The sequence below is a fragment of the Gemmiger formicilis genome (genome assembly GCF_024462815.1).
Taxonomy (GTDB): Bacteria; Bacillota; Clostridia; order Oscillospirales; family Ruminococcaceae; genus Gemmiger.
Map to the genome: position 1 here is coordinate 1 of NZ_JANGCG010000008.1, position 20,209 is coordinate 20,209.

17 protein-coding genes and 6 tRNA genes are annotated in these 20,209 nt (G+C 58.1%); all 23 read right to left on the reverse strand.

Going from position 1 to position 20,209, the window contains the following annotated elements; translation table 11 throughout:
- The coding region (locus NE623_RS08080; RefSeq protein WP_256272144.1) for an amidoligase family protein at window positions 1–616 on the reverse strand (616 nt) is incomplete at its 3' end.
- Window positions 606–1,754 (reverse strand): DNA (cytosine-5-)-methyltransferase, encoded by a 1,149-nt coding sequence (gene dcm / locus NE623_RS08085; RefSeq protein ID WP_256272143.1) that lies wholly within the window; start codon window positions 1,752–1,754, stop codon window positions 606–608. The genes dcm and NE623_RS08080, both read right to left, overlap by 11 nt.
- A 454-nt stretch (window positions 1,755–2,208) precedes the next feature.
- Window positions 2,209–3,138, reverse strand: a complete 930-nt coding sequence (locus tag NE623_RS08090) for a ParM/StbA family protein (protein ID WP_305146121.1) — start codon at window positions 3,136–3,138, stop codon at window positions 2,209–2,211.
- A 349-nt stretch (window positions 3,139–3,487) separates the two neighbouring features.
- Window positions 3,488–3,562: transfer RNA gene (locus NE623_RS08095), tRNA-Cys, on the reverse strand.
- Window positions 3,563–3,602: 40 nt separating this feature from the next.
- Window positions 3,603–3,678 (reverse strand) — tRNA-Gly (locus tag NE623_RS08100).
- 36 nt (window positions 3,679–3,714) lie between these two features.
- Window positions 3,715–3,790: transfer RNA gene (locus NE623_RS08105), tRNA-Phe, on the reverse strand.
- A gap of 3 nt (window positions 3,791–3,793) precedes the next feature.
- Window positions 3,794–3,870: transfer RNA gene (locus NE623_RS08110), tRNA-Asp, on the reverse strand.
- Window positions 3,871–3,875: 5 nt separating this feature from the next.
- Window positions 3,876–3,951: transfer RNA gene (locus NE623_RS08115), tRNA-Val, on the reverse strand.
- 6 nt (window positions 3,952–3,957) lie between these two features.
- A tRNA-Gly gene (locus NE623_RS08120) sits at window positions 3,958–4,033 on the reverse strand.
- A 98-nt stretch (window positions 4,034–4,131) separates the two neighbouring features.
- Window positions 4,132–5,043: an Hsp33 family molecular chaperone HslO gene (gene hslO, locus NE623_RS08125; protein WP_256272142.1), complete on the reverse strand. Its 912-nt coding sequence runs from the start codon at window positions 5,041–5,043 to the stop codon at window positions 4,132–4,134.
- Window positions 5,044–5,802 carry a class I SAM-dependent DNA methyltransferase gene (locus tag NE623_RS08130; RefSeq protein WP_256272141.1) on the reverse strand — a complete coding sequence of 253 codons (759 nt, stop codon included), beginning with the start codon at window positions 5,800–5,802 and terminating at the stop codon, window positions 5,044–5,046.
- 3 nt (window positions 5,803–5,805) lie between these two features.
- The gene (yihA, locus tag NE623_RS08135) at window positions 5,806–6,402 is read right to left on the reverse strand and encodes a ribosome biogenesis GTP-binding protein YihA/YsxC (RefSeq protein WP_256272140.1); all 597 of its coding nucleotides are present in this window, start codon (window positions 6,400–6,402) and stop codon (window positions 5,806–5,808) included.
- 41 nt (window positions 6,403–6,443) lie between these two features.
- Complete coding sequence (gene lon, locus NE623_RS08140; RefSeq protein WP_256272139.1) at window positions 6,444–8,894, reverse strand: endopeptidase La; 2,451 nt, start codon at window positions 8,892–8,894, stop codon at window positions 6,444–6,446.
- Between the two features lie 2 nt (window positions 8,895–8,896).
- Window positions 8,897–9,868 (reverse strand): diacylglycerol/lipid kinase family protein, encoded by a 972-nt coding sequence (locus tag NE623_RS08145; protein ID WP_256272138.1) that lies wholly within the window; start codon window positions 9,866–9,868, stop codon window positions 8,897–8,899.
- A gap of 132 nt (window positions 9,869–10,000) precedes the next feature.
- The gene (locus NE623_RS08150) at window positions 10,001–11,602 is read right to left on the reverse strand and encodes a peptidoglycan D,D-transpeptidase FtsI family protein (protein ID WP_256272137.1); all 1,602 of its coding nucleotides are present in this window, start codon (window positions 11,600–11,602) and stop codon (window positions 10,001–10,003) included.
- Between the two features lie 70 nt (window positions 11,603–11,672).
- Window positions 11,673–12,149 (reverse strand): VanZ family protein, encoded by a 477-nt coding sequence (locus tag NE623_RS08155; protein WP_256272136.1) that lies wholly within the window; start codon window positions 12,147–12,149, stop codon window positions 11,673–11,675.
- Window positions 12,150–12,265: 116 nt separating this feature from the next.
- Window positions 12,266–13,897, reverse strand: coding sequence for a chaperonin GroEL (groL, locus tag NE623_RS08160; protein WP_256272135.1), 1,632 nt, complete (start codon window positions 13,895–13,897; stop codon window positions 12,266–12,268).
- A 43-nt stretch (window positions 13,898–13,940) separates the two neighbouring features.
- A complete protein-coding gene (locus NE623_RS08165; protein ID WP_215691884.1) occupies window positions 13,941–14,225 on the reverse strand; it encodes a co-chaperone GroES in 285 nt (94 codons plus the stop codon).
- Between the two features lie 175 nt (window positions 14,226–14,400).
- Entirely contained in the window at window positions 14,401–15,756 is a 1,356-nt protein-coding gene (clpX, locus tag NE623_RS08170; protein WP_256272134.1) for an ATP-dependent Clp protease ATP-binding subunit ClpX, read from the reverse strand.
- Between the two features lie 14 nt (window positions 15,757–15,770).
- Window positions 15,771–16,361, reverse strand: a complete 591-nt coding sequence (gene clpP, locus NE623_RS08175; RefSeq protein WP_256272133.1) for an ATP-dependent Clp endopeptidase proteolytic subunit ClpP — start codon at window positions 16,359–16,361, stop codon at window positions 15,771–15,773.
- Between the two features lie 121 nt (window positions 16,362–16,482).
- The gene (gene tig, locus NE623_RS08180; RefSeq protein ID WP_256272132.1) at window positions 16,483–17,871 is read right to left on the reverse strand and encodes a trigger factor; all 1,389 of its coding nucleotides are present in this window, start codon (window positions 17,869–17,871) and stop codon (window positions 16,483–16,485) included.
- Window positions 17,872–18,011: 140 nt separating this feature from the next.
- Window positions 18,012–18,695, reverse strand: a complete 684-nt coding sequence (locus tag NE623_RS08185; protein ID WP_256272131.1) for a metallophosphoesterase — start codon at window positions 18,693–18,695, stop codon at window positions 18,012–18,014.
- Window positions 18,696–18,722: 27 nt separating this feature from the next.
- Window positions 18,723–20,171 carry a threonine synthase gene (gene thrC / locus NE623_RS08190; protein WP_256272130.1) on the reverse strand — a complete coding sequence of 483 codons (1,449 nt, stop codon included), beginning with the start codon at window positions 20,169–20,171 and terminating at the stop codon, window positions 18,723–18,725.
- Window positions 20,172–20,209 lie beyond the last annotated feature (38 nt).

Genomic DNA, 20,209 nt, shown 5'->3' on the forward strand with positions numbered 1-20,209 from the left:
AAAAGGCGTGATACCGGCTCTGGTGGTAGTGATAGTCGCTGCCGTCCCGCCCGCGGTACCAGCGGTCTTTTAGTTGATCCATACTTGCACCGCTGGGCAGCTTGCGGATTTCTTCCAGAATCGGCTCATCCACTGCCTGACAGTAGCTGTCGATGCGGGCAGGGTTGACTTTCAAAGCTGCAAACAAAATATCCTCTTTGGAATACATGATGGACAGCACATTTTTAAGACTCTGCGGCGTATGTTTACTGGCATCCACATGGACGTGCATTCCGCAGCTGTCGTTTACGATGCCCCCTGCGCGGCGCAGGGCGCGAACAACCTCCTGCAGCTTTTCCATCTCGCCGTATTCGAGTTTCGGAGAGTTCAGTTCAACCTTGTAGGTTTCCCCGATAAGAACAGACCGCCTACGGCATTCGGGATGGATGCTGCCGTCCCGGACGATTTTCCACTCTTTACCGTCCAAATCTTTGACCCTGTAGGCATCGTAGCCACCGCCGGAATGCTCTGCGCGGGTGCCAAATAAGTCGGCCAGCGTTTGGGCTGCCGTGGCGCGGTTTATCCCGGTCAGTTCAATTTCACAGCCAAAATACTGGTCACGGAAATCAAGGGGCAAGCGCCTCACCCCGCAGTTCCGCGTCCATCTTGGCAATGCGCCGCCCGATGGCTTCCACCACATGGACCGTCACGCCGTTGCCTGCCTGCTTGTAGGCTTGGTTATCGCTCTGGATAGCAAGCACCGTGTCGATGCGGTCATCTGCCCAACCCTGCAGCCGCAGACATTCGCGCGGCGTCAGGCGGCGGATGCGACCCTCGCACAGAACGCCGGAGGATTCGCCGCGATGCGTTCGGATACCGTTGCCGACTCTGGCGTTTACGCACCGCGCCACTTCTGTGACTTTAGGGTCTGGGTTCAGGTCGATAAAATTCAGCGTACCCTGTCGGCAGCCGGTGGTGAGGGTGTGGGCAATTTGCTTGCCCACGCGCCCGCGCCGACTGTTGACTGTGGCGTAACTCAGGTCGATGCTGTCACCGACCTGTGCCATCTGGTAGCCGGTCTTGGTGGCGCACTTGATCGGCACTCCCACCTCATACAGCCCGGTTTTGCCACCGAAGCCGCCCGGATTGGCCGCCAATGTGCAGCTTAGTCCTTCGGGGGAGTAGACGCGCTCTCCTTGGTGCCCGCCGTGGGTTTGAATAAGAGAACTTCCTGTTGTTTCGGTGAAAGGAAATACTTTTCCTCGACATCGCTCATCAAGATATCCGATAATGTACACGCGGTTTCTTGACTGGGGAACGCCGAAATCTTTGCTGTTAAGACATTGCCATTCCACGCCATACCCCAGTCTGTCCAGCGTATTGAGGATCGTCGCGTAGGTCTCGCCCCGTGAATGGCTAAGCAGACCGGGTACATTTTCCAAGATGAGATACGCAGGGTGTCGGGCCTCAACCAGTCGGGCAATTTCAAAGAACAAAGTTCCTCTGGGGTCGCTAAAGCCCCTTCTTGCCCCGGCCACGCTGAAGCTTTGACAGGGAAAACCGCCGCAGAGCAGCTGGAAGTCGGGCATGGTGCTGGGGTCGGCTTTTCGGGCATCTTCAATGAACCACTCTCCCTTCGTGTCAAACAGGGCGTTGTAACTACGGTTGGCGTATTTGTCGATTTCGCAGTGGCCCACGCATTCAAATCCTCCGGCACGGGTGAGTCCCTCGCGGAAACCGCCGATGCCGGAGAACATATCTACGAACTTGATCAAGGGCACAACTCCCGATGGGGATGTTTGCCGGATCTGCGAATGTGCTTAATAAGCGCCCCTCATCAAAAACAAAAGCAGCCCGTCACAGGCTGCACCGAACAAGATTTTTTACCGTTCACTATGTATCAACCTCTCTTTTGCTTTTTTTGCTTTTCTGCTTATTATTCTAACATTGGAATCACCCCCTATAGTGAATTCAGGAAATCGAGCGCAGAGTCTGGTATAGCATTCTCTGACAGTGGGCTTGGAACAGCGCCGGTTATGTTGACTGCCTGCAACTCCTCCCGCACAACCTTGCGGATGCTTTTCTCCAGCCTATCTGTCTGCTCCGTCGCAAGAATGGCTTGTACCAGAAACTCTTTGCGTTTGGCTGACGGCACTTGCTGCAGCAACGCCCATGCGCGGCGGTGCTGCGGGTCGCTAAGGTTCGGACGGAAAACGTACTGCGGTCGTTTCATGCCTCGCTTTTACGGCGCGACACGGCGGTCAACGCGCGCTCGAATCCGACCGCGTTCACTTTGTCGTCCAGCAGGAAAATCGTCTTACAAAGGCCGTCCTTGGGGCTGAGGTGGCGGCTCACCACCGATGCGCCGCCGCCCAATAGCACGGCGGGGATGGCGTGCAGATCGAAACCGGCTTCCATCGTGGCCGACAGCAGATGCTCTGTGTACTTGCGACCCTGCCGGTTCACAATGTCGCGCACCGTATCGCTGACCGTGCAGGGCTGACCCGCCAGCATATTTTCGATTTGGGCATCCGTCAGCGACAGCCCGGTTTCGCGCCGCACCTGTTCCCGAATGTCATCCACGCAGCGGATCATGCCGAGTTCCAGACTGTGGGCGGTGTCAGCCGCAGGGATGGCGTTGTCGATGCGCATAAGGTCCACCGTCCAGCCGCCGAGATCCATGAGGAGCATGGACGGTTCGTCCTGCAAAAGCCCCACTTCGGTCATAAGGGCAGCGTAGCCTTGAGGGAAGACAGCAACTTCCTCGATGGTAATGCTGTACTCCACGCCCTCAAACTTGTAGTTCACGGGCTGGTTGCTCCGCAGCAGATACTCTCTGAACTTGGGTTTGTCTCGTCCGAAACTGGTCAGCGGCAGCCCCGCCGCAATCCGCACCGAGCATTCGGGAGGCAAATTGCGCTGCCGGATCTCTTTTGCAATGGCTGCCAGCGTCAGCAGATAGTAGTTGTCGTTTATGGTCTTGTCACGCTGGATAGGCTGCCGCCCGGTGCCACAAACAAAAAAGCACCCGCCAAACTCTAAGAGTCCTTGGCGGGTGTAGGGTTCGTGTTCTCCGTAGCTGGTAAGTCCTGCCGGAAATGAACTATGCGCTGTTTTGATGGCGTAGTAACCGTGGTCGATGCCGATAATGATGCTCATAATGGAAATCCTCCTTGTTATAATAGGTATAAAATGGAAAACTTGAAAACAAACTGAAAACTGTCGAAAAAAACGAAAAATCCCCGCAGCCAACAGGAAATTGGCTGCGAGGAAATTGAAAACATTCTGAAAATAGCAGGATTTATTCTGTTTTTTCTCAAAAAAATTGCCCCCTCCCCTGCCAAATTCCAGAAAGTGGCAGAAAAAGTGGGCATCAAGTTGGGAAAACCGCACTAAAATGGTTGGACAACACTGTAAAACCGTGTCCAAAAATTGGTTGGCGAAACCTCCAATTTTCAACGATACAGCAAAGAAAAAAGACTGTGACATCTTTTTCATCACAGTCTTATGGAGGTGACGACCAGATTTGAACTGGTGAATGAAGGTTTTGCAGACCTTTGCCTTACCACTTGGCCACGTCACCATATGAGCAGAAAACCTTGATATAATCTTCTGCTGTTTTTTGGAGCGGCCGACGAGGCTCGAACTCGCTACCTCCACCTTGGCAAGGTGGCGCTCTACCAGATGAGCTACGGCCGCATATTGTATATTCTTTACGAAGAACATACAAGAAACTGGTGCCTCCGATCGGAATCGAACCAATGACACGGGGATTTTCAGTCCCCTGCTCTACCGACTGAGCTACAGAGGCAAGTGGCGACCCGAATCAGGCTCGAACTGACGACCTCTAGCGTGACAGGCTAGCGTTCTAACCAACTGAACTACCGGGCCACATTTGGTGGAAGTTAACGGGCTCGAACCGCTGACCCTCTGCTTGTAAGGCAGATGCTCTCCCAGCTGAGCTAAACTTCCCCATAATGGAGCGGCCGACGAGGCTCGAACTCGCTACCTCCACCTTGGCAAGGTGGCGCTCTACCAGATGAGCTACGGCCGCATATAAGTGGAGAGTTTTTGCTCAGTCGCTCTCTCCGGGCGACGTGTGTTATTATATACTATCCGAGCGATAAAGTCAAGCGTTTTTTCAAGAAATTTTCAGCTTTTTTCAGGTTCTGCATTTTCTGCGCTGTCCGGCCAATTTTCAAGGAGTTCGTTCAGATTCACCTTGTAATTCTTGTTGCAGAACTGGCAATTCACCTCGGCGATGGGGTCCTCGTCACGCATACGCGCAACCTCTTTTTTGCCGAGCGAGCGAATCATCTTCTCCACGCGTTCCAGGCTGCAGTCGCACTTGTAGGTCACATGGTAGCTGTCCAGAATATCAGGCGCAAAACCAGCCAGCGCCAGCTCCAGCATATCATAGACGCTCTTGCCCTCCTCCAGCATGGTGGTCACGCTGGGCATAGCCTTGATGTTCTTTTCCAGATGCTCGATTTCCTCCTCAGTTGCGCCGGGCAGCAGCTGCACGACAAAGCCGCCTGCGCAGCGCACGCTCAGGTCCTTATCCACCAGCACGCCCAGCGCGCAGACCGTGGGAATCTGCTCACTGATGGCAAAGTATGTGGTGACATCCTCGGCAATCTCGCCGGAGGTCAGCGGCACCTGACCAATGTAGGGCTCACGCATACCCAAATCACGAATAACATCCAGCGTACCATCCTTGCCGACAGCCGCGCCCACATTCAGGTGGCCATCAGCCCGCGGGGGCAGCTCGACAACCGGGTGCTCCACATAGCCCTTGACATTGCCTGTGCCGTCAGAGACAGCCAGCAGACGGCCCGCCGGGCCGCCGCCCTTGATTTGCAACGTCACCGAGTCCTGCGTGCTTTTGAGCATAATGCCCATCATCGAGGCAGCCGTCAGCAGGCGGCCCAGGGCCGCCGTGGTGACCGCGCTGGTCTTGTGCAGGCGCTCCATCTCGCGGACAATCTCTGTGGAGTCAACGCCGTAAAATACGATACCTCCGTTTTCGGAGATACCGCGCAGCATATTATGATTCTGTTCCATTTACTTTTCCTCTTGTGTGTATTGCTTGATTGCTGTGATAATCCAGCGCGGGCTCTCCCCACGCACAGGGCCGAAATCCTCGCCGTCGGCAATTTTTGCAACGGCAAAGCCGTACTTTTCCAGCAGGGCACGCACGGTTTCCAGCGCGTAGCTGTACTCGCTGAACTGCTCGCGGAAGTGCTCCCCTGTCCCGTGGTAGTCAATATCAATGGTGATATCCACCCGCCGGGCGGCTTCATCGTAGTGGTTGGACCAGTGGCAGTCGGCGTCCTCGGCCTCAATGTCAAAGGTCTGCCCGGCCAGAATGTGCTGGTGCTTGTAGGGCGTGTTCAAATCAAAGATAAACACGCCGCCCTTTTCCATAAAGTAGGCCGCCTTGCGGATGGCCTTTTCAAAGTTTTCCTGTGGGCCGATGTGGCTGTAGGTGTCGAACGTGGACACCGCCGCACGGATGGTGCCATACAAATCCAGCTCCAGCAGGTCCTGCTTCAGAAGCAGCAGACGACCCGTCAGACCGAGCTCGTCCGCCTTTTCCCGCAGGACGCTGAGCATCTCCTCCGAACGGTCAATGCCGATGACATCATACCCCGCCTGTGTCAGCATCAGGGTCAAATCCCCGGTACCGCAGCCCAAATCCGCCAGAATACCATCTGTGATGCCGTGGGCCTTCAGTTCCCCGGTCACATAGCCGTACAGGGCATCATAGTCAGCTTCGCCGTTGAATTCATCGTAGAAATAGGCAAATTCGTTGTAGGCCATCGGTCATTCCTCTGTCTGCGGGGCCATACTGGCCTCGAGAAGTGCGCGCAGCTCATCACAGCCCAAGCCGTTCTCGGCGCTGGTCAGCACAACCTTCTGGCAGCCGTAGGGCGCGCAGATTTTCTCAAACTCCTCCGTGCGGGCGGCTATCTCGCTCTTTTTCAGCTTATCGCCCTTGGTCAACGCGGTCACAAAGGGAATCCGGTGGTAGTGCAGATACTCCAGCATCTGTACATCGTCCGCGCTGGGGGCGTGGCGGCTGTCCAGCAGCTGCACCAGCAGGCAGACCGTGCGGTCCGCCTCAAAATAGCTGTTGATAAGGTCATTCCAGCGCTCACGTTCTGCATTGGAGACCTTGGCATAGCCATAGCCGGGCAAATCTACAAAGTAGGCCTTGTCCACGCTGTAAAAGTTGATGGTAGCCGTTTTGCCCGGCGTGGCGCTGACACGCGCCAGCTTTCTGCGGTTGCAGAGCTTGTTAATCAGGCTCGACTTGCCCACGTTGGAGCGTCCGGAAAAGACGATCTCCGGGCGGTCACTGTCCGGCAGCTGGCGGGACAGACCGTAGGACGCGAGAAATTCACTGTTGTTGTAGTTCATGGGTGTTCCTTTTATTATACAGGTTTTGTGCAGGTCACGGCTTACATCACCGCGGTCGGCTCCTTGTGGCCCTCGGCGGGGTTCTCATTGGCAATAAGGCTGGTTGCCTGCGGCACACCGTGGGCGGCGCGGGCCGGTGTGCGGCCGGAGCGCACCAGTGCGTGCTTCAGCACCTCGGACAGATTGCCCACCGGGATGAAGCACACCTTCTCCTTGACCTCGGCGTCCACCTCATACAGGTCGCTGGCGTTGTCCTTGGGGATGAGCACGGTGGAAATGCCCTCGCGGAAGGCCGCCATGCTCTTTTCCTTCAGACCCCCGATGGGCAGAACGTTGCCGTGCAGCGTGATTTCACCGGTCATGGCCAGATTATGGCGCACCGGGATGCCGGACAGCGCGGAAATCAGCGCCGTTGTCAGCGTGACGCCCGCGGAGGGGCCGTCCTTGGGCACAGCACCCTCGGGGGCGTGGATGTGCAAATCGGTATTTTTGAACTTATCCGCCGGGATGCCGTATTCCTCGGCATGGACCCGGGCATAGGTCACAGCCAGCTGGGCGCTTTCCTTCATGACATCGCCGAGGCTGCCGGTGATTTCAATTTTACCGCTGCCGTTCGGGATAACGGCCACCTCCACAGGCAGCATTTCACCGCCCACGCTGGTCCATGCCAGACCGTTGGCAATGCCGACAGCGTCCTTGCGGGAGATAAAGGTCGGCTTGACCTTCTCGGGGCCCAGCAGCGCCTTGACCGCAGCGGCCGAGACGCTGACCTTTTCCTCCTCGCCTGCGGCAATCTTCTGGGCGCACTTGCGCAGCACCGAGGTGATGGTGCGCTCCAGATTGCGGACGCCCGCCTCACGGGTGTAGCCGTCAATGATGGCATAGAGAGCGCTGCTTGTCAGGGTGACGCGGCCCTCCAGGCCATTGTTTTTCAGCTGCTTGGGCAGCAAATGGCGCTTGGCGATGTTGAATTTCTCGGTGCGGGTGTAGCTGGGCAGTTCGATGACATCCATACGGTCATACAGCGGGCCGGGAATGGTGGAGGCATCGTTGGCGGTCGTGATGAACAGCACCTCGCTCAAATCGAACGGAATATCAAGGTAGTTGTCCTTGAAGGTGCGGTTTTGCTCAGGGTCCAGTACCTCCAGCAATGCGCTGGACGGGTCGCCCTTATAGTCCCCCGCCAGCTTGTCGATTTCATCCAGCAGAATGACCGGGTTCGTGGACTTGGCCGTGGTGATGGCGCTGATGATGCGGCCCGGCATAGCGCCGATGTAGGTGCGGCGGTGGCCGCGGATTTCCGCCTCGTCATGCACACCGCCCAGACTCATACGGGCAAACTTACGGCCCATACACTCGGCAATGGAGTGGGCAATGCTGGTCTTGCCGACGCCCGGAGGGCCGACCAGACAGATAATCTGCCCCTTGACGTCCTGATTCAGCTTGCGCACGGCCAACAGCTCCAGAATACGCTCCTTGACCTTCTGCAGACCGTAGTGCTCCTTGTCGAGCACCTTGCGGGCGTGCGCCTGATCCAAATCATCCTCGGTGGTGGTGTGCCACGGCAGCGCCAGGCAGGCATCCAGATAGCTGCGAATCACGCCGGTCTCGGCAGAGCTGCCCTGCATCCGGGCCAGACGGTCGCACTCCTTCAGCAGCTTCTCGGTGGATTCCTCGTCAAGCTGCAGCGCCTTGATTTTTTCGCGGTATGTATCGGCCTCGGCGCGGGTGTCCTCGGAATCGCCCAGCTCCTCGCTGATGATGTGCATCTGCTCACGCAGATAATACTCCCGCTGCCCCTTGTCCATCTGGGCGTTGACCTTATCGTCCAAATCGCGCTCAATGTCCAGAATCTGGCACTCCTGCCGCAGCAGCGTCAGCAGCTTTTCCAGCCGGCCCAGCAGAGTCGATTCGTTTAGGATTGTCTGCTTGTCCTCGTACTTGAACAGAAGGTTGGCGGGCATATACTCGCTCAAAAACAGCGGCGAGTCGGAGGAGACAATGTTGTAAACCACATCCTTGGAAATCTGCGGACTGTAGGAGAGGTACTCCTCAAAGCAGTCCTTCAGGCTGCGGACCAGGGCCTCCACCTGTGTGCGCTTGTCAGCGGCAATGCCGCGCACCGCCACAGGGCGCACAGCGGCCTGCAGATACTTTTCTCCTGCGTCCAGCTCCAGCAGTCGGGCGCGGGTCTTGCCCTCGACCAGAACCTTCACCAGCTCATCGGAGACGCGCAGCACCTGCTTGATTTCCGCAATAACGCCGTAGGCGTACAGATCGCGGATGGTCGGTTCCTCGACGTCCATCTCCTGCTGGGCCACAAGGAACACGCTGCTGTTGGCGCGCATGGCGGCCTCAATCGCCGCGATGGACTTGGCGCGGCCCACCTCAAAGTGAACCACATTGTTCGGGAACACCACCAGCCCGCGCAGCGCGATGGCCGGTAGATGTACCACATTGCGGCTAATTTTGATTTTGACTTTTTCAGACATTCTTACTCTCCCATAGCCTGCAGAACAGGCGTCTTGTTTGCGTTTTCAGCCAGCTCGGGCGGCAGCAGGATGCGTACCGCACTGTGCGCAAGTTCCGCGTGCATCCGCAGCTGGGGCGAGCACTCGCCGTCCAGCGTTGTGATAAGCGGGTTGCCGTCCAGCACCTCTATGTCGATACTGCTTGTGCGGAAAAACGTCATGTAAGGCTTGAACATTTCGGTTACGGTGCCGTTCTCCAGCAGATGCGCGCCCTTTTTGTAGGCACCCAGCAGCCCCGGCAGCTTCAGGCGCGGAACCGGCTTCAACAGCACCACATCCAGCAGACCATCGTTCATACTGGCGTAGGGCGCGGCGCAGTAGCCGCCGCCGTACATCCGGCCATTGCAGACGGCCAGCATCATAAAAACACCCTCCAGCTGCCGGTCATCTGCCGTAACGCGCAGACGGTGTCTGAACGTGCTGCAGACAGCTTCCAGAATGGACAGCGTGTAGGCGGTTGTACCGCCACAAAACGGCACACGCCGCCATTTGGGGATGCCGTTGGCTACCTGTGCATCAATGCCGGCGGCGTAGATGTCTATACCCATCCCCTGCGGTGTGCGGATAACATCCGCCGCAAAGGGCTGTGCGGCAAGCTGGGCATCCAGATTGAGGAACTGCGCCTGCGTGCCAAAGTTGCGCACATAATCGTTGCCGCTGCCGCACGGCACACAGCCGATGGCGACATTGGGGTGGTTGGCCGCCCCTTGCAGCACCTCATTCAGCGTACCATCGCCGCCGCAGGCGTAGAGGTTGACTTCCTCGCCGCCGGCGGCATATTTTGCAGCCAACTCGCGGGCCTGCCCGGCGCGGCGTGTAACCTCAATCACCGGGCGCACCCCGGCACGGCTGGCCGCGGCGTGTATCTGCGGGATAAGTGCCACGCTGGCATCCACCTTGCCCGCAGTCGGATTTATGATAAAAATATGCTGCATTGGCCCGTCCTTTCAGCACCGGTTGCTTGCGGTCTACAGATACTATTTATTGTAGCTTTTTTACCTCAAAAGTGCAATACCTTGGGGAAAATTGGCTGCGAAATGCTACCTTTTCCCCACAGTGCCGAAGGCTCACCCGCCTTCCCACACACGCAGGATTTCCGTCACCCGCGCAAACAGCGCTGCGCTGGAGGTCTCCGGCTTCAAAATGCCGTCCTGCAGAATCGTTATCGTGTACTGCGGGGCCTCCGCCGGGTAAAAGCCGCTGAACCAGTAGTTGAGAAGCTCCTCTCCCTCGGCATTGTACTGGCCGGTCTGGGCCGTGCCGGTCTTGCCGCCCGCCGTGCCCTCTCCGGGCCGGGCCTCGCTGCCAATGCCGTCCGTCACAACGGATTCCAGCATACTGCGCAGCACCCGCGCCGTGGCCTTGTCAAGCACCGTGCGGGGTACGGCAGGCGTAAGCGGCTCTGTCAGTGTGCCGTCTGCATCGGTGATGCCCTGCACAAAGGCGGGTGCTTTATACACCCCGCCGCCCGCGGCCGTGTTCATCATAGCCGTGATTTGCAGCGGCGTTACCGTCAGCGCCCCCTGCCCGAAGCTGAACGTTGCCAGCTCGCCGGGGTTTTGCAGTGCCTCCGCCTCCGGCAGCGTGCCCGCAGCTGTTTTCAGCCCCGGGGCTATCTGCGCTGCTGTGCCAAAGCCGAGCTTTTCTGCCTCGGCGCGGATTGCCTCCCCGCCCAGCAGCTGGCCCAGCGCCACAAAATAGGTGTTGCAGCTCTGCTCGAGCGCCCCGCGCAGATTGACCACGCCGTGGGCGCGGCCCTGCGCGCAGCGGTAGGTCTGCCCGGCCACCTCAATTTCTCCGGTGCAGTCATGGGTGAACCAGTCCAGACCATCCTCATAGGCCGCCGCGGCCAGCACGACCTTGAATACCGACCCCGCGCTGAAGGCGCAGAATGGCCGGTTGAGCAGCGAGGTATCGTCAGCGCGGATGCTGGCCGCTATATTCTGCGGGTCAAAGGCCGGTGTGCTGACGCTGGCCAGCAGCTCACTGGTGGCGGTGTCCATCACAAGAATGCAGCCACGCGGCATTGTTTCAGCCGCCAGCGCCTCACAGGCACGCTGCACATCCGCATCCAACGTCAGCCGCACGCCATGCCCGGTGCCGGGCTCCTCCACCACAACCGCGGGGCTCGTATCTGCCAGCAGACGGCCCTGTGCGGTCATCAGGCAGGTCACACTGCGCTTGTCACCGGCTGCCTTCAGCAGCGTATCGTAGGCGCGCTCCAACCCGGAAGCACCGTGGCCCTCGCCGTCGAGATAGCCCAACAGGTGCGCGGCCACCGCGCCGGTGAAGTGCCGCGGTACCATCCAACTCTGGATGCCCTGGGCCGTCAGGTCTCGGTCAACCTCCACCAGAAACGGCGCGGCAAGGTTGCGGCGCTCATAGAGCAAGCCCTGGTTTTCATAGCTGACATAGGGAAAAAGCGCCGTATACCCGGCCTCCCCGGGCATACACAGGGCGTAATACCGGGGTGTGGTCCCGGTCAGTCTGCGGCCGTTGCGGTCAAAAAAATCACCGCGGGCGCGGGGCAGCGCCAGCGTCTGGACAGTCTGCCCGCCCGCGCTGGCCGCGTAGGCTGTCTGCCGCCCCACCCAGTAGGTGCGGCAGAGCACAATCCCTGCCAGCACCACCAGCGCCGCGCACACCCCAAAGAACCGCCGCAAGGACATTGTCGCCACCCCCAGCGGGAGTATGGGCCGCGTGGAGGATAAAATACCGGTTCGGCAAAATTCGGCGTGCTTAGCGGCGCTTTTTACGCTGCAGCTTCCCCGCCGCCCAGATGAGCAGACAGGCCGCCGCAATGCAGGGCATATAGCCCATCGCGTCAATGCCCACATCGCTCAACAACATGGCACGCCCCGGAACAAAACATTGGTGCAGCTCGTCCCCCATACCGGACAGCGTACACAGCGCAGCGGCCAGAAGGCCCTGCTGCCACAGGGAGATTTTGCGCGTCCAGAGGTGCACCGTCACGGTCATACTGACGCCCAGCGCACAGTAGATATACATGTGCGCCCATTTGCGGACATTCGCATGTAGGTTTGTGGTGCTGAACCACTGCGGCGTGAACCGGTTTGCCTTGCTTGATTGCAGCGAGTTCATCACCGCTTCGCTGACCTTGTCAGACACCGTCCCCGGCTGGGCCGAGAAGTAGAATATAATTCCCATAAGCACCAGTGTGGCGGCCAGCGCGAGGTACCTTCCATATTTTTTCATAGCAGCGCTCCCTGCTGTTTTTCTATCCTATTATACCACACCGCACCGCAGGATACAAAAAGGCCGAAGCCCTGCTGCCAGAGCTTCGGTCAAATAGTTGCTTTTGGGGATGCGGATTAGTACATACCGCCCATATCCGGAGCCGGTGCAGCCGGAGCCGGCGGCTCGGGCAGGTCGGCAACAAGGCTCTCGGTGGTCAGAACCATCGCGGCAACGCTGGCGGCGTTCTCCAGAGCAGAACGGGTAACCTTGGTCGGGTCAACGATACCGGCCTCAATCATATCCTCAACATACTCTTCCTTCTGGGCATCAAAGCCGTAGTTGGGCTTGTTGGCCTTCAGGATGTTGTCGATGACAACGCTGCCCTCCAGGCCTGCGTTGGCAGCAATCTGGCGCAGAGGAGCCTCCAGAGCCTTGCGGACGATCTTAGCGCCGGTGCGCTCGTCACCCTCCAACTCGCCGACCAGCTTATCGACAGCGGGGATAGCGTTGATGGTAGCCGTGCCGCCGCCAGCAACGATGCCTTCCTCAACGGCGGCCTTCGTAGCGTTCAGAGCGTCCTCAATGCGGAGCTTCTTGTCCTTCATCTCGACCTCGGTAGCAGCACCGACCTTGATGACGGCAACACCGCCGGCCATCTTGGCCAGACGCTCCTGCAGCTTCTCGCGGTCGAAGTCAGAGGTTGCAACGGCAATCTGGCTGCGAATCTGAGCAACGCGGTCTGCAATGGCCTGCTTGTCACCGGCACCGCCAACGATGGTGGTGTTCTCCTTGGTGACCTTGACCTGACGAGCCTGGCCCAGCAGCTGCATGGTGGCGTCCTTCAGCTCATAGCCCAGATCGCTGCTGATAACCGTGCCGCCGGTCAGGGTGGCGATATCCTGCAGCATCTCCTTGCGGCGATCGCCGAAGCCGGGAGCCTTGACGGCGACTACATTCAGGCCGCCGCGCAGACGGTTGATGATGAGGTTGGACAGAGCATCGCCCTCGACATCCTCAGCAATGATGAGCAGCTTGCGGCCGGACTGGATAACCTGCTCCAGCAGAGGAACCATATCCTGGAACACGCTGATCTTCTTGTCGGTAATCAACACGGAGCAATCGTCGTAAACGGTCTCCATCTTCTCGGTGTCGGTGACCATGTAGGGGGTCACGTAGCCGCGGTCGAACTGCATACCTTCGACAACCTCGGTGTAGGTTTCCGCGGTGGTCTTGTTCTCCTCAATGGTGATAACACCGTCAGCGGTGACCTTCTCCATGGCGTCAGCAATCAGCTGGCCAATCTCGGCATCGCCTGCAGAGACAGTGCCGACACGGGCGATGTCCTTGCTGCCGTTGACCTTCTGGCTGTGCTCCTTGACAGCGCCCACAGCAGCGGCAACAGCCTTCTGCATACCGCGCTTGATATCCATCGGGTTGGCACCGGCGGTGACGTTCTTCATGCCCTCATTGACAAAGGCCTGTGCCAGAACGGTAGCGGTGGTGGTGCCGTCACCGGCTGCATCGTTGGTCTTGGTAGCGACCTCGCGAACCAGCTGTGCGCCCATGTTCTCGAACTCGTCCTTCAGCTCAATCTCCTTGGCGATGGTGACACCGTCATTGGTGATGAGGGGGCTGCCGAACTTCTTGCTCAGCACCACGTTGCGGCCCTTGGGGCCCAGAGTAACTTTAACAGTATTGGCCAGCTGGTCGATACCTGCGCAAAGCGCCTTGCGGGCGTCCTCGCCCTGCTTAATCTGTTTAGCCATAATGAATCTCTCCTTTTATCTGAAAGAAATCGCAGAAATCAAATTACTCAACCACAGCGAGGATATCGCTCTGGCGGACGATGGTGCACTCCTCGCCATCAACCTTGACCTCGGTGCCGGAATACTTGCTGGTCAGCACTTTGTCGCCGACCTTGACAATCATCTCGACTTCCTTGCCATCCACATTGCCGCCGGGGCCGACAGCGATGACCTCAGCAACCTGAGGCTTCTCCTTGGCGGAGCCAGACAGAATCAGGCCGCCCTTGGTGGTTTCTTCTTCCTCGACCAGCTTGATAACAACACGGTCTGCAAGAGGTTTGATTTTCATAGTGGAAGTTCCTCCCTATAAAAGATTTCTCTTTTGAAATTTTGTTTTAGCACTCATTCTCTCTGAGTGCTAAATATATAATAGCCACTTTGCAGTAAAAAATCAAGTGTTTTCTATATAAAATTTTTGTGAACAAAAATACACCGGAGCTTTTCCGCTCCGGTGTATTGCAATTTTATTGATTCTGCGTCAGGTTTTTGTAGCGGGGGCGCATCATGCCGTGCTCGATGTGGGGCTCGCCGCCTTCCACCGTGTCGGCATCAATGGTGACCTTCGTGATGGTGGCATCCGAAGGGATGTCATACATAATCGGAATCAGCAGATCCTCGACAACGCTGCGCAGGCCGCGGGCACCGCTCTTGCGCTCCACCGTTTTCTTGGCGATGGCGTGCAGGGCCGCGTCCGTAAAGACCAGCTCGGCATTGTCCAGATGCAGCAGTTCCTTGTACTGGCGCACAAGGCTGTTTTTCGGCTCTGTCAGCACGCGGACCAGCGCTTCCTCGTCCAGCGGGTCAAGCACCGTCACAACGGGCAGACGGCCAATCAGCTCGGGAATCAATCCGAACTTGACCAGATCGTCAGGTTCCACCTTTTTCAGCAGCTTCTGGCGGGTCTCGTCCTTATCCAGCGTTGTGCGCAGCTGGCTGCCAAAGCCGAGAGACGCATTGTCGGTGCGCTTCTGGATGAGCTTTTCCAAGCCGTCAAACGCGCCGCCGCAGATGAACAGGATGTTCTTGGTGTTAATCTGGATGAACTCCTGCTGAGGGTGCTTACGGCCACCGTTGGGCGGCACGTTGCTGACAGTGCCCTCTACGATCTTCAGCAGCGCCTGCTGCACGCCCTCACCGCCCACATCGCGGGTGATGGAGGGGTTTTCGCTCTTGCGGGTAATCTTGTCGATCTCATCCACGTAGATGATGCCGATTTCGGCACGCGGAATGTCAAAATCCGCAGCCTGAATGAGCTTGAGCAGGATGTTCTCCACATCCTCGCCCACGTAGCCGGCCTCGGTCAGCGTGGTGGCGTCCGCAATGGCGAACGGCACGTTGAGCATTTTGGCCAGTGTCTGAGCCAGCAGGGTTTTGCCCGTGCCGGAGGGGCCAAGCATCAGGACGTTGGACTTTTGCAGCTCCACGTCGCTGTTCTGGCCGGAGAGGATGCGCTTGTAGTGGTTGTAGACCGAGACAGCCAGCACCTTTTTGGCGGCGTCCTGCCCGATGACATACTGGTCAAGGCCTGCCTTGATTTCGGCAGGCGTCCGGATATTGATGCTCTCCAGCGGATCCATATCGTAGTCAGGGCCGGGCTGCGGGGCGTTGCGGCGGCGGTCCTTCGGCGGCATACCGGCACGCGGCGGGGCCGGGCGCTCGCCGTCCTTATACAGGGCGTTGCAGCACATTTCCAGGCAGTCCTTGCAGATGTTGACACCGGGCCCGATGACCATCTGGTCTACCTCATTTTGGGAGCGTCCGCAGAAGCTGCAGATCAGCTCGCGTCCTTTTCCGTCCTTGCCGGACGATTGATTTGCCATGTTGTTCCTCCGAATCAGTGTTTATAGAGGATATCGTCAATCAGGCCGTATTCCTTTGCCTGCTGCGCGGTCATATAGTTGTCGCGCTCGGTATCACGCTGGATGACCTCCAGCGGTTGGCCGGTGTACTGGCTGAGCATCGTGTTCATACGCTCACGGATGCGGACAATATGGTCAGCGTGAATCTTGATGTCCGTTGCCTGACCGGAAATGCCCTGACCGCCAATCAGCGGCTGGTGAATCAGAATCTCCGAGTTGGGCAGTGCAAAGCGCTTGCCCTTGGTGCCGCTGGCCAGCAGGAAAGAGCCCATAGAGGCCGCCATACCGACACAGATGGTGGAGACATCGCACTTGATATAGTTCATCGTGTCATGGATAGCCATGCCGTCAGAGATGGAGCCTCCGGGGCTGTTGATATAGAAGTAGATGTCCTTCTCCGGGTCCTGGCCCTCCAGATAGAGCAGCTGGGCTACGATGACGCTGGCAGAGGCAGAGTTGACGTCCTCGCTCAGCACAATGATGCGGTCATTGAGCAGGCGGGAGTAAATGTCATAGCTGCGCTCACCGCGTGCGGTCTGTTCAACAACATAAGGTACAAGGCTCATTCAGGTTTCCCTCCCTGTGTGAAAGTAAGTTTGTGATGATGACAAAGGAACCGATACGGCGGCAAAGCTGCACAACCGTACCGGCCCTTTTACTCAATCTTTGCGGGGTACCTCGGGGTGATTACTCGCCCTGGGTCTCCTCTTCCTTCGGCTCCTCGTCCTTCTTGGCGGCAGCCTTCTTGGTGGTCTTGCGGGTGGTCTTCTTGGCAGGCTTCTTCTCCTCGGCAGCGCCCAGAACAATGTTAGCCTTCTCCTTCACGAAGTCGATGGCCTTGTTGACGGCCAGATCCTTCTTGACGGCAGCGGCGTCGACCAGGCTCTTGACCTTGTCAGCCTCCATCTGGTAAGCATCGGCAATGCGCTTGACCTCGGCCTCGAACTCCTCCTCGGTAGCCTCGATGGACTCCTTGGCAACGATAGCCTCCATAGCCAGACGCATCTTGACCTGCTTATCAGCCTGCTCCTTGAACTGCTCCTTGAACTGCTCCATGGTCATACCCATGTACTGCAGATACTGCTCGAGCTTGAGGCCCTGCTGAGAAATGCGGTACTGGAAGTCCTGCACCAGCTCCTCGATGCGGCTCTCAATCATAGCATCGGGGATGTCGGCCTTCATGCCGTTGACAACCTGGTCAATCAGGTCGTTCTCGACCTTCTGGTCAGCCTGCTTGTCCTGGTTGGCCTGGATGCCCTTGCGGATGGAGTCCTTCAGCTCGTCCAGCGTGTCATACTCGCTGACGTCCTTGGCGAAGTCATCGTCCAGCTCGGGCAGTTCCTTATACTGAACCTCGTGCAGCTTAACCTTGAAGGTGGCGTCCTTGCCAGCCAGCTCCTCAGCCTGATACTCCTCGGGGAACTTGACGTTGACGTCAAACTCATCGCCAGCCTTGTGGCCGACAATCTGATCCTCGAAGCCGGGGATGAAGGAGCCGGAGCCCAGCACCAGAGAATAGTGCTCAGCCTTGCCGCCCTCAAAGGCAACGCCATCGACGAAGCCCTCGAAGTCGATGTTGACGGTATCGCCGTTCTGGGCCTCGCCCTCACGGGTCAGCAGACGGCCGTTGCGGTCCTGCATACGCTTGATTTCAGCGTCGACATCGGCCTCATCCACAGTCTTGACATCTTTGTTGACGGTTAAACCGGTGTACTCGCCCAGCTCAACCTCGGGCTTGACGGCAACCTTGACCTTCAGGGTTGCGCCCTCCTCCTCGGACATGGAGACGACCTCGGGGTCAGGACGGCCAACAACCTCGATGCCAGCCTCCTTGACGGCGGCCTCGTAGTTCTCGGGGAACAGGTCATTGACGGCGTCATACTGGAACAGGTCCTTGCCATACATCTTCTCAATCATGGCCTTGGGAGCCTTGCCCTTGCGGAAGCCGGGGATGGCGTACTTCTTGCCCTCGCGCTTGAAAGCGGCATTGACAGCAGATTTGAAGGTCTCGGCGTCAATAGAGAACTGCAGTTCGACCATGCTCTTTTCGAGCTTTTCACAGGAAATCAGTTTCATTTATAAATTCCTCCAAAAATAGATGTACATAAAAATACAAGTCATTATACCATACCTGTGCAGAAAATACCAGCCCTGTTTTTAAGATTTTAACCGGTTTCTGCGCAAAAATATGTGTATTTTTGCGATTTTGTTTGTTTTTAACGGATTTTATAGGGGCAGAAGCCCAATCCATCGGCGGAAATCAGGCGGTAGGTAATGCCGTCGCGCTCCCCTTGTGTGGCGTAGCGGATGGACTTTCCGTGCAGATGGCCATAGAAGCATTCCTTCACGCCAAACTCTGTCAGCACGTCCACAAGCTCCTGCGCGGCCGCGCCCGGGTAGATGGGCGGGTAGTGCAGGAAGGCGATTTTTTCCGGCGTCTCCCCCGCCGCCTGCAGGGACATCCGCAGGCGGCCTGCCTCCCGCGCCATGAGCTTTTCGCCCTGCGCGGCCACATCGTCAAAGGGCCAGCCGCGGGTGCCGCACAGCGCCGTGTCACCCGTAATGTAGGCGTTGTTGTGCAGGATGTGCAGCGTGTCAAAGCCGTTGGTGGCCAGGAAGGTTTCCATTTTGCGGGTTGTGGTCCACCAGTAGTCATGGTTGCCCTTCAGCAGCCACTTCTGGCCCGGCAGATTCTGTATAAAGGCAAAATCCGCCTTGGTATCGTTCAGGTTCATGGCCCAGCTGGTGTCGCCCGCCAGAACCACAATATCCTCCGGCTGTATCAGCTTGCGCCAGTTGGCTTCCAGTCGGGGCAGATAGCCCTCCCACCCCGGGAAAACGTCCATTGGTTTGTCCGTCCCCAGCGAGAGGTGCATATCCCCGATTGCAAAGATGGCCATACGGCCCTCACTTTCTAGTCATTTGGTTTATCGCAGTGCAGCGGCACGGATTTCGGCGGGCTGAAGTACGGTCTTGAACCGCACCTCCAGCGTGTCCAGTTCCCGCAGCGAGGCCGGAGCCTGCGCGCCGGTCTTGGCGGTCAGGGCCGCCATTGCGGCGAAGTCACTGGCAGGGGCTTCCTCACCCAGAGCTGCCAGAACGTCCCGCGGGAACTTGAAGGGACTGGCTGTGGAGAGCACCACCATCGGCGCGGCGGTGCGCTGAGCCTCTGCCACGCGGAAGGCCACAGCGGTGTGGGTGTCGCAGAGGTAGCCGTCCTCCTCAAAGCGCGCTTTGATTTCCGCTGCACCTGCGGCATCATCGGCATACCCGGCGGCAAAGCTCTCCTGAATTTTTGCCAGCGTCTGCGCATCCACCGTGTACTTGCCGGTAGCGGCAAGCTCCTGCATCCAGCCCGCGACCTTTTCGCTGCTGCCGCTGACGTGGTAGAGCAGGCGCTCCAGATTCGAGGAAATCAGGATATCCATTGACGGAGAGGTGGTCTTATAGAAGGTACGGCGTGCGTCATAGGTGCCAGTGCGCAGGAAGTCGGTAAGGACGTTATTCTTGTTGGAGGCACAGACCAGCCTGCCCACAGGCAGACCCATCTGCTTGGCGTAGTAGCCAGCGAGAATATCGCCGAAGTTGCCGGTGGGCACGCAGAAATCAACCGGCTTGCCCCACTCCACAGCGCCCTGCTCCGCAAGGCGGAAGTAGGCGTAGAAGTAGTAGACAATCTGCGGCACCAGACGGCCCCAGTTGATGGAGTTGGCGCTGGACAGCCGGATGCCGCGCTTTTCCAGCTCAGCGGCAACTTCTGCATCGGCAAAGACGCGCTTTACGCCGGTCTGGGCATCGTCAAAGTTGCCCTGCACGGCATAGACCTGCACGTTTGCGCCCTTCTGAGTGGCCATCTGCAGATGCTGAATCTCGCTGGTGCCGTCATTGGGGTAGAACACTTCAATCTCAATGCCGTCCAGATTGGCATACCCAGCCAGCGCCGCCTTGCCGGTATCGCCGGAGGTTGCCACCAGAATACGGGTGGTCTCGGTGCGGCCCAGCATCTTCTTGGCCTCCACCAGCAACTTCGGCATCAGCTGCAAGGCGTAGTCCTTGAAGGCGCAGGTGGGGCCGTGCCACAGCTCAAGAGAATACAGGCCATCACGGACCCTGACCGTCTCCCCGGCCTTGCCGCCGAAGGCATCGCCATAGGTGGCGGCAGTAGCGTTGTGCAGGAAATCCGCGCTGTAGTCGGTCAGGAAGCCGTCCAGCACCTTCTCGGCCAGCGCGGGATAGGAGAGGCTTTTCCAGGCCTCTAAGTCAGCCTTCGGGAATGCCTCCGGTACAAACAGGCCGCTTTGCGGTGCAAGACCACGGACGATTGCCTCCTGCGCGGAAACGCGGAGTGCGGAATCTCTGGTGCTCAGATACTGCATAGTGTACACCCTTTCTCTTTGGCAGTGCCGCTGCACAC

What these genes read in the sequence shown, in the direction of transcription:
- NE623_RS08090 (WP_305146121.1), bottom strand. Translation starts at nt 3,138, where the DNA reads ATGAGCATCATTATCGGCATCGACCACGGTTACTACGCCATCAAAACA.
- hslO (WP_256272142.1), bottom strand. Translation starts at nt 5,043, where the DNA reads ATGGAACAGAATCATAATATGCTGCGCGGTATCTCCGAAAACGGAGGT.
- NE623_RS08130 (WP_256272141.1), bottom strand. Translation starts at nt 5,802, where the DNA reads ATGGCCTACAACGAATTTGCCTATTTCTACGATGAATTCAACGGCGAA.
- yihA (WP_256272140.1), bottom strand. Translation starts at nt 6,402, where the DNA reads ATGAACTACAACAACAGTGAATTTCTCGCGTCCTACGGTCTGTCCCGC.
- lon (WP_256272139.1), bottom strand. Translation starts at nt 8,894, where the DNA reads ATGTCTGAAAAAGTCAAAATCAAAATTAGCCGCAATGTGGTACATCTA.
- NE623_RS08145 (WP_256272138.1), bottom strand. Translation starts at nt 9,868, where the DNA reads ATGCAGCATATTTTTATCATAAATCCGACTGCGGGCAAGGTGGATGCC.
- NE623_RS08150 (WP_256272137.1), bottom strand. Translation starts at nt 11,602, where the DNA reads ATGTCCTTGCGGCGGTTCTTTGGGGTGTGCGCGGCGCTGGTGGTGCTG.
- NE623_RS08155 (WP_256272136.1), bottom strand. Translation starts at nt 12,149, where the DNA reads ATGAAAAAATATGGAAGGTACCTCGCGCTGGCCGCCACACTGGTGCTT.
- groL (WP_256272135.1), bottom strand. Translation starts at nt 13,897, where the DNA reads ATGGCTAAACAGATTAAGCAGGGCGAGGACGCCCGCAAGGCGCTTTGC.
- NE623_RS08165 (WP_215691884.1), bottom strand. Translation starts at nt 14,225, where the DNA reads ATGAAAATCAAACCTCTTGCAGACCGTGTTGTTATCAAGCTGGTCGAG.
- clpX (WP_256272134.1), bottom strand. Translation starts at nt 15,756, where the DNA reads ATGGCAAATCAATCGTCCGGCAAGGACGGAAAAGGACGCGAGCTGATC.
- clpP (WP_256272133.1), bottom strand. Translation starts at nt 16,361, where the DNA reads ATGAGCCTTGTACCTTATGTTGTTGAACAGACCGCACGCGGTGAGCGC.
- tig (WP_256272132.1), bottom strand. Translation starts at nt 17,871, where the DNA reads ATGAAACTGATTTCCTGTGAAAAGCTCGAAAAGAGCATGGTCGAACTG.
- NE623_RS08185 (WP_256272131.1), bottom strand. Translation starts at nt 18,695, where the DNA reads ATGGCCATCTTTGCAATCGGGGATATGCACCTCTCGCTGGGGACGGAC.
- thrC (WP_256272130.1), bottom strand. Translation starts at nt 20,171, where the DNA reads ATGCAGTATCTGAGCACCAGAGATTCCGCACTCCGCGTTTCCGCGCAG.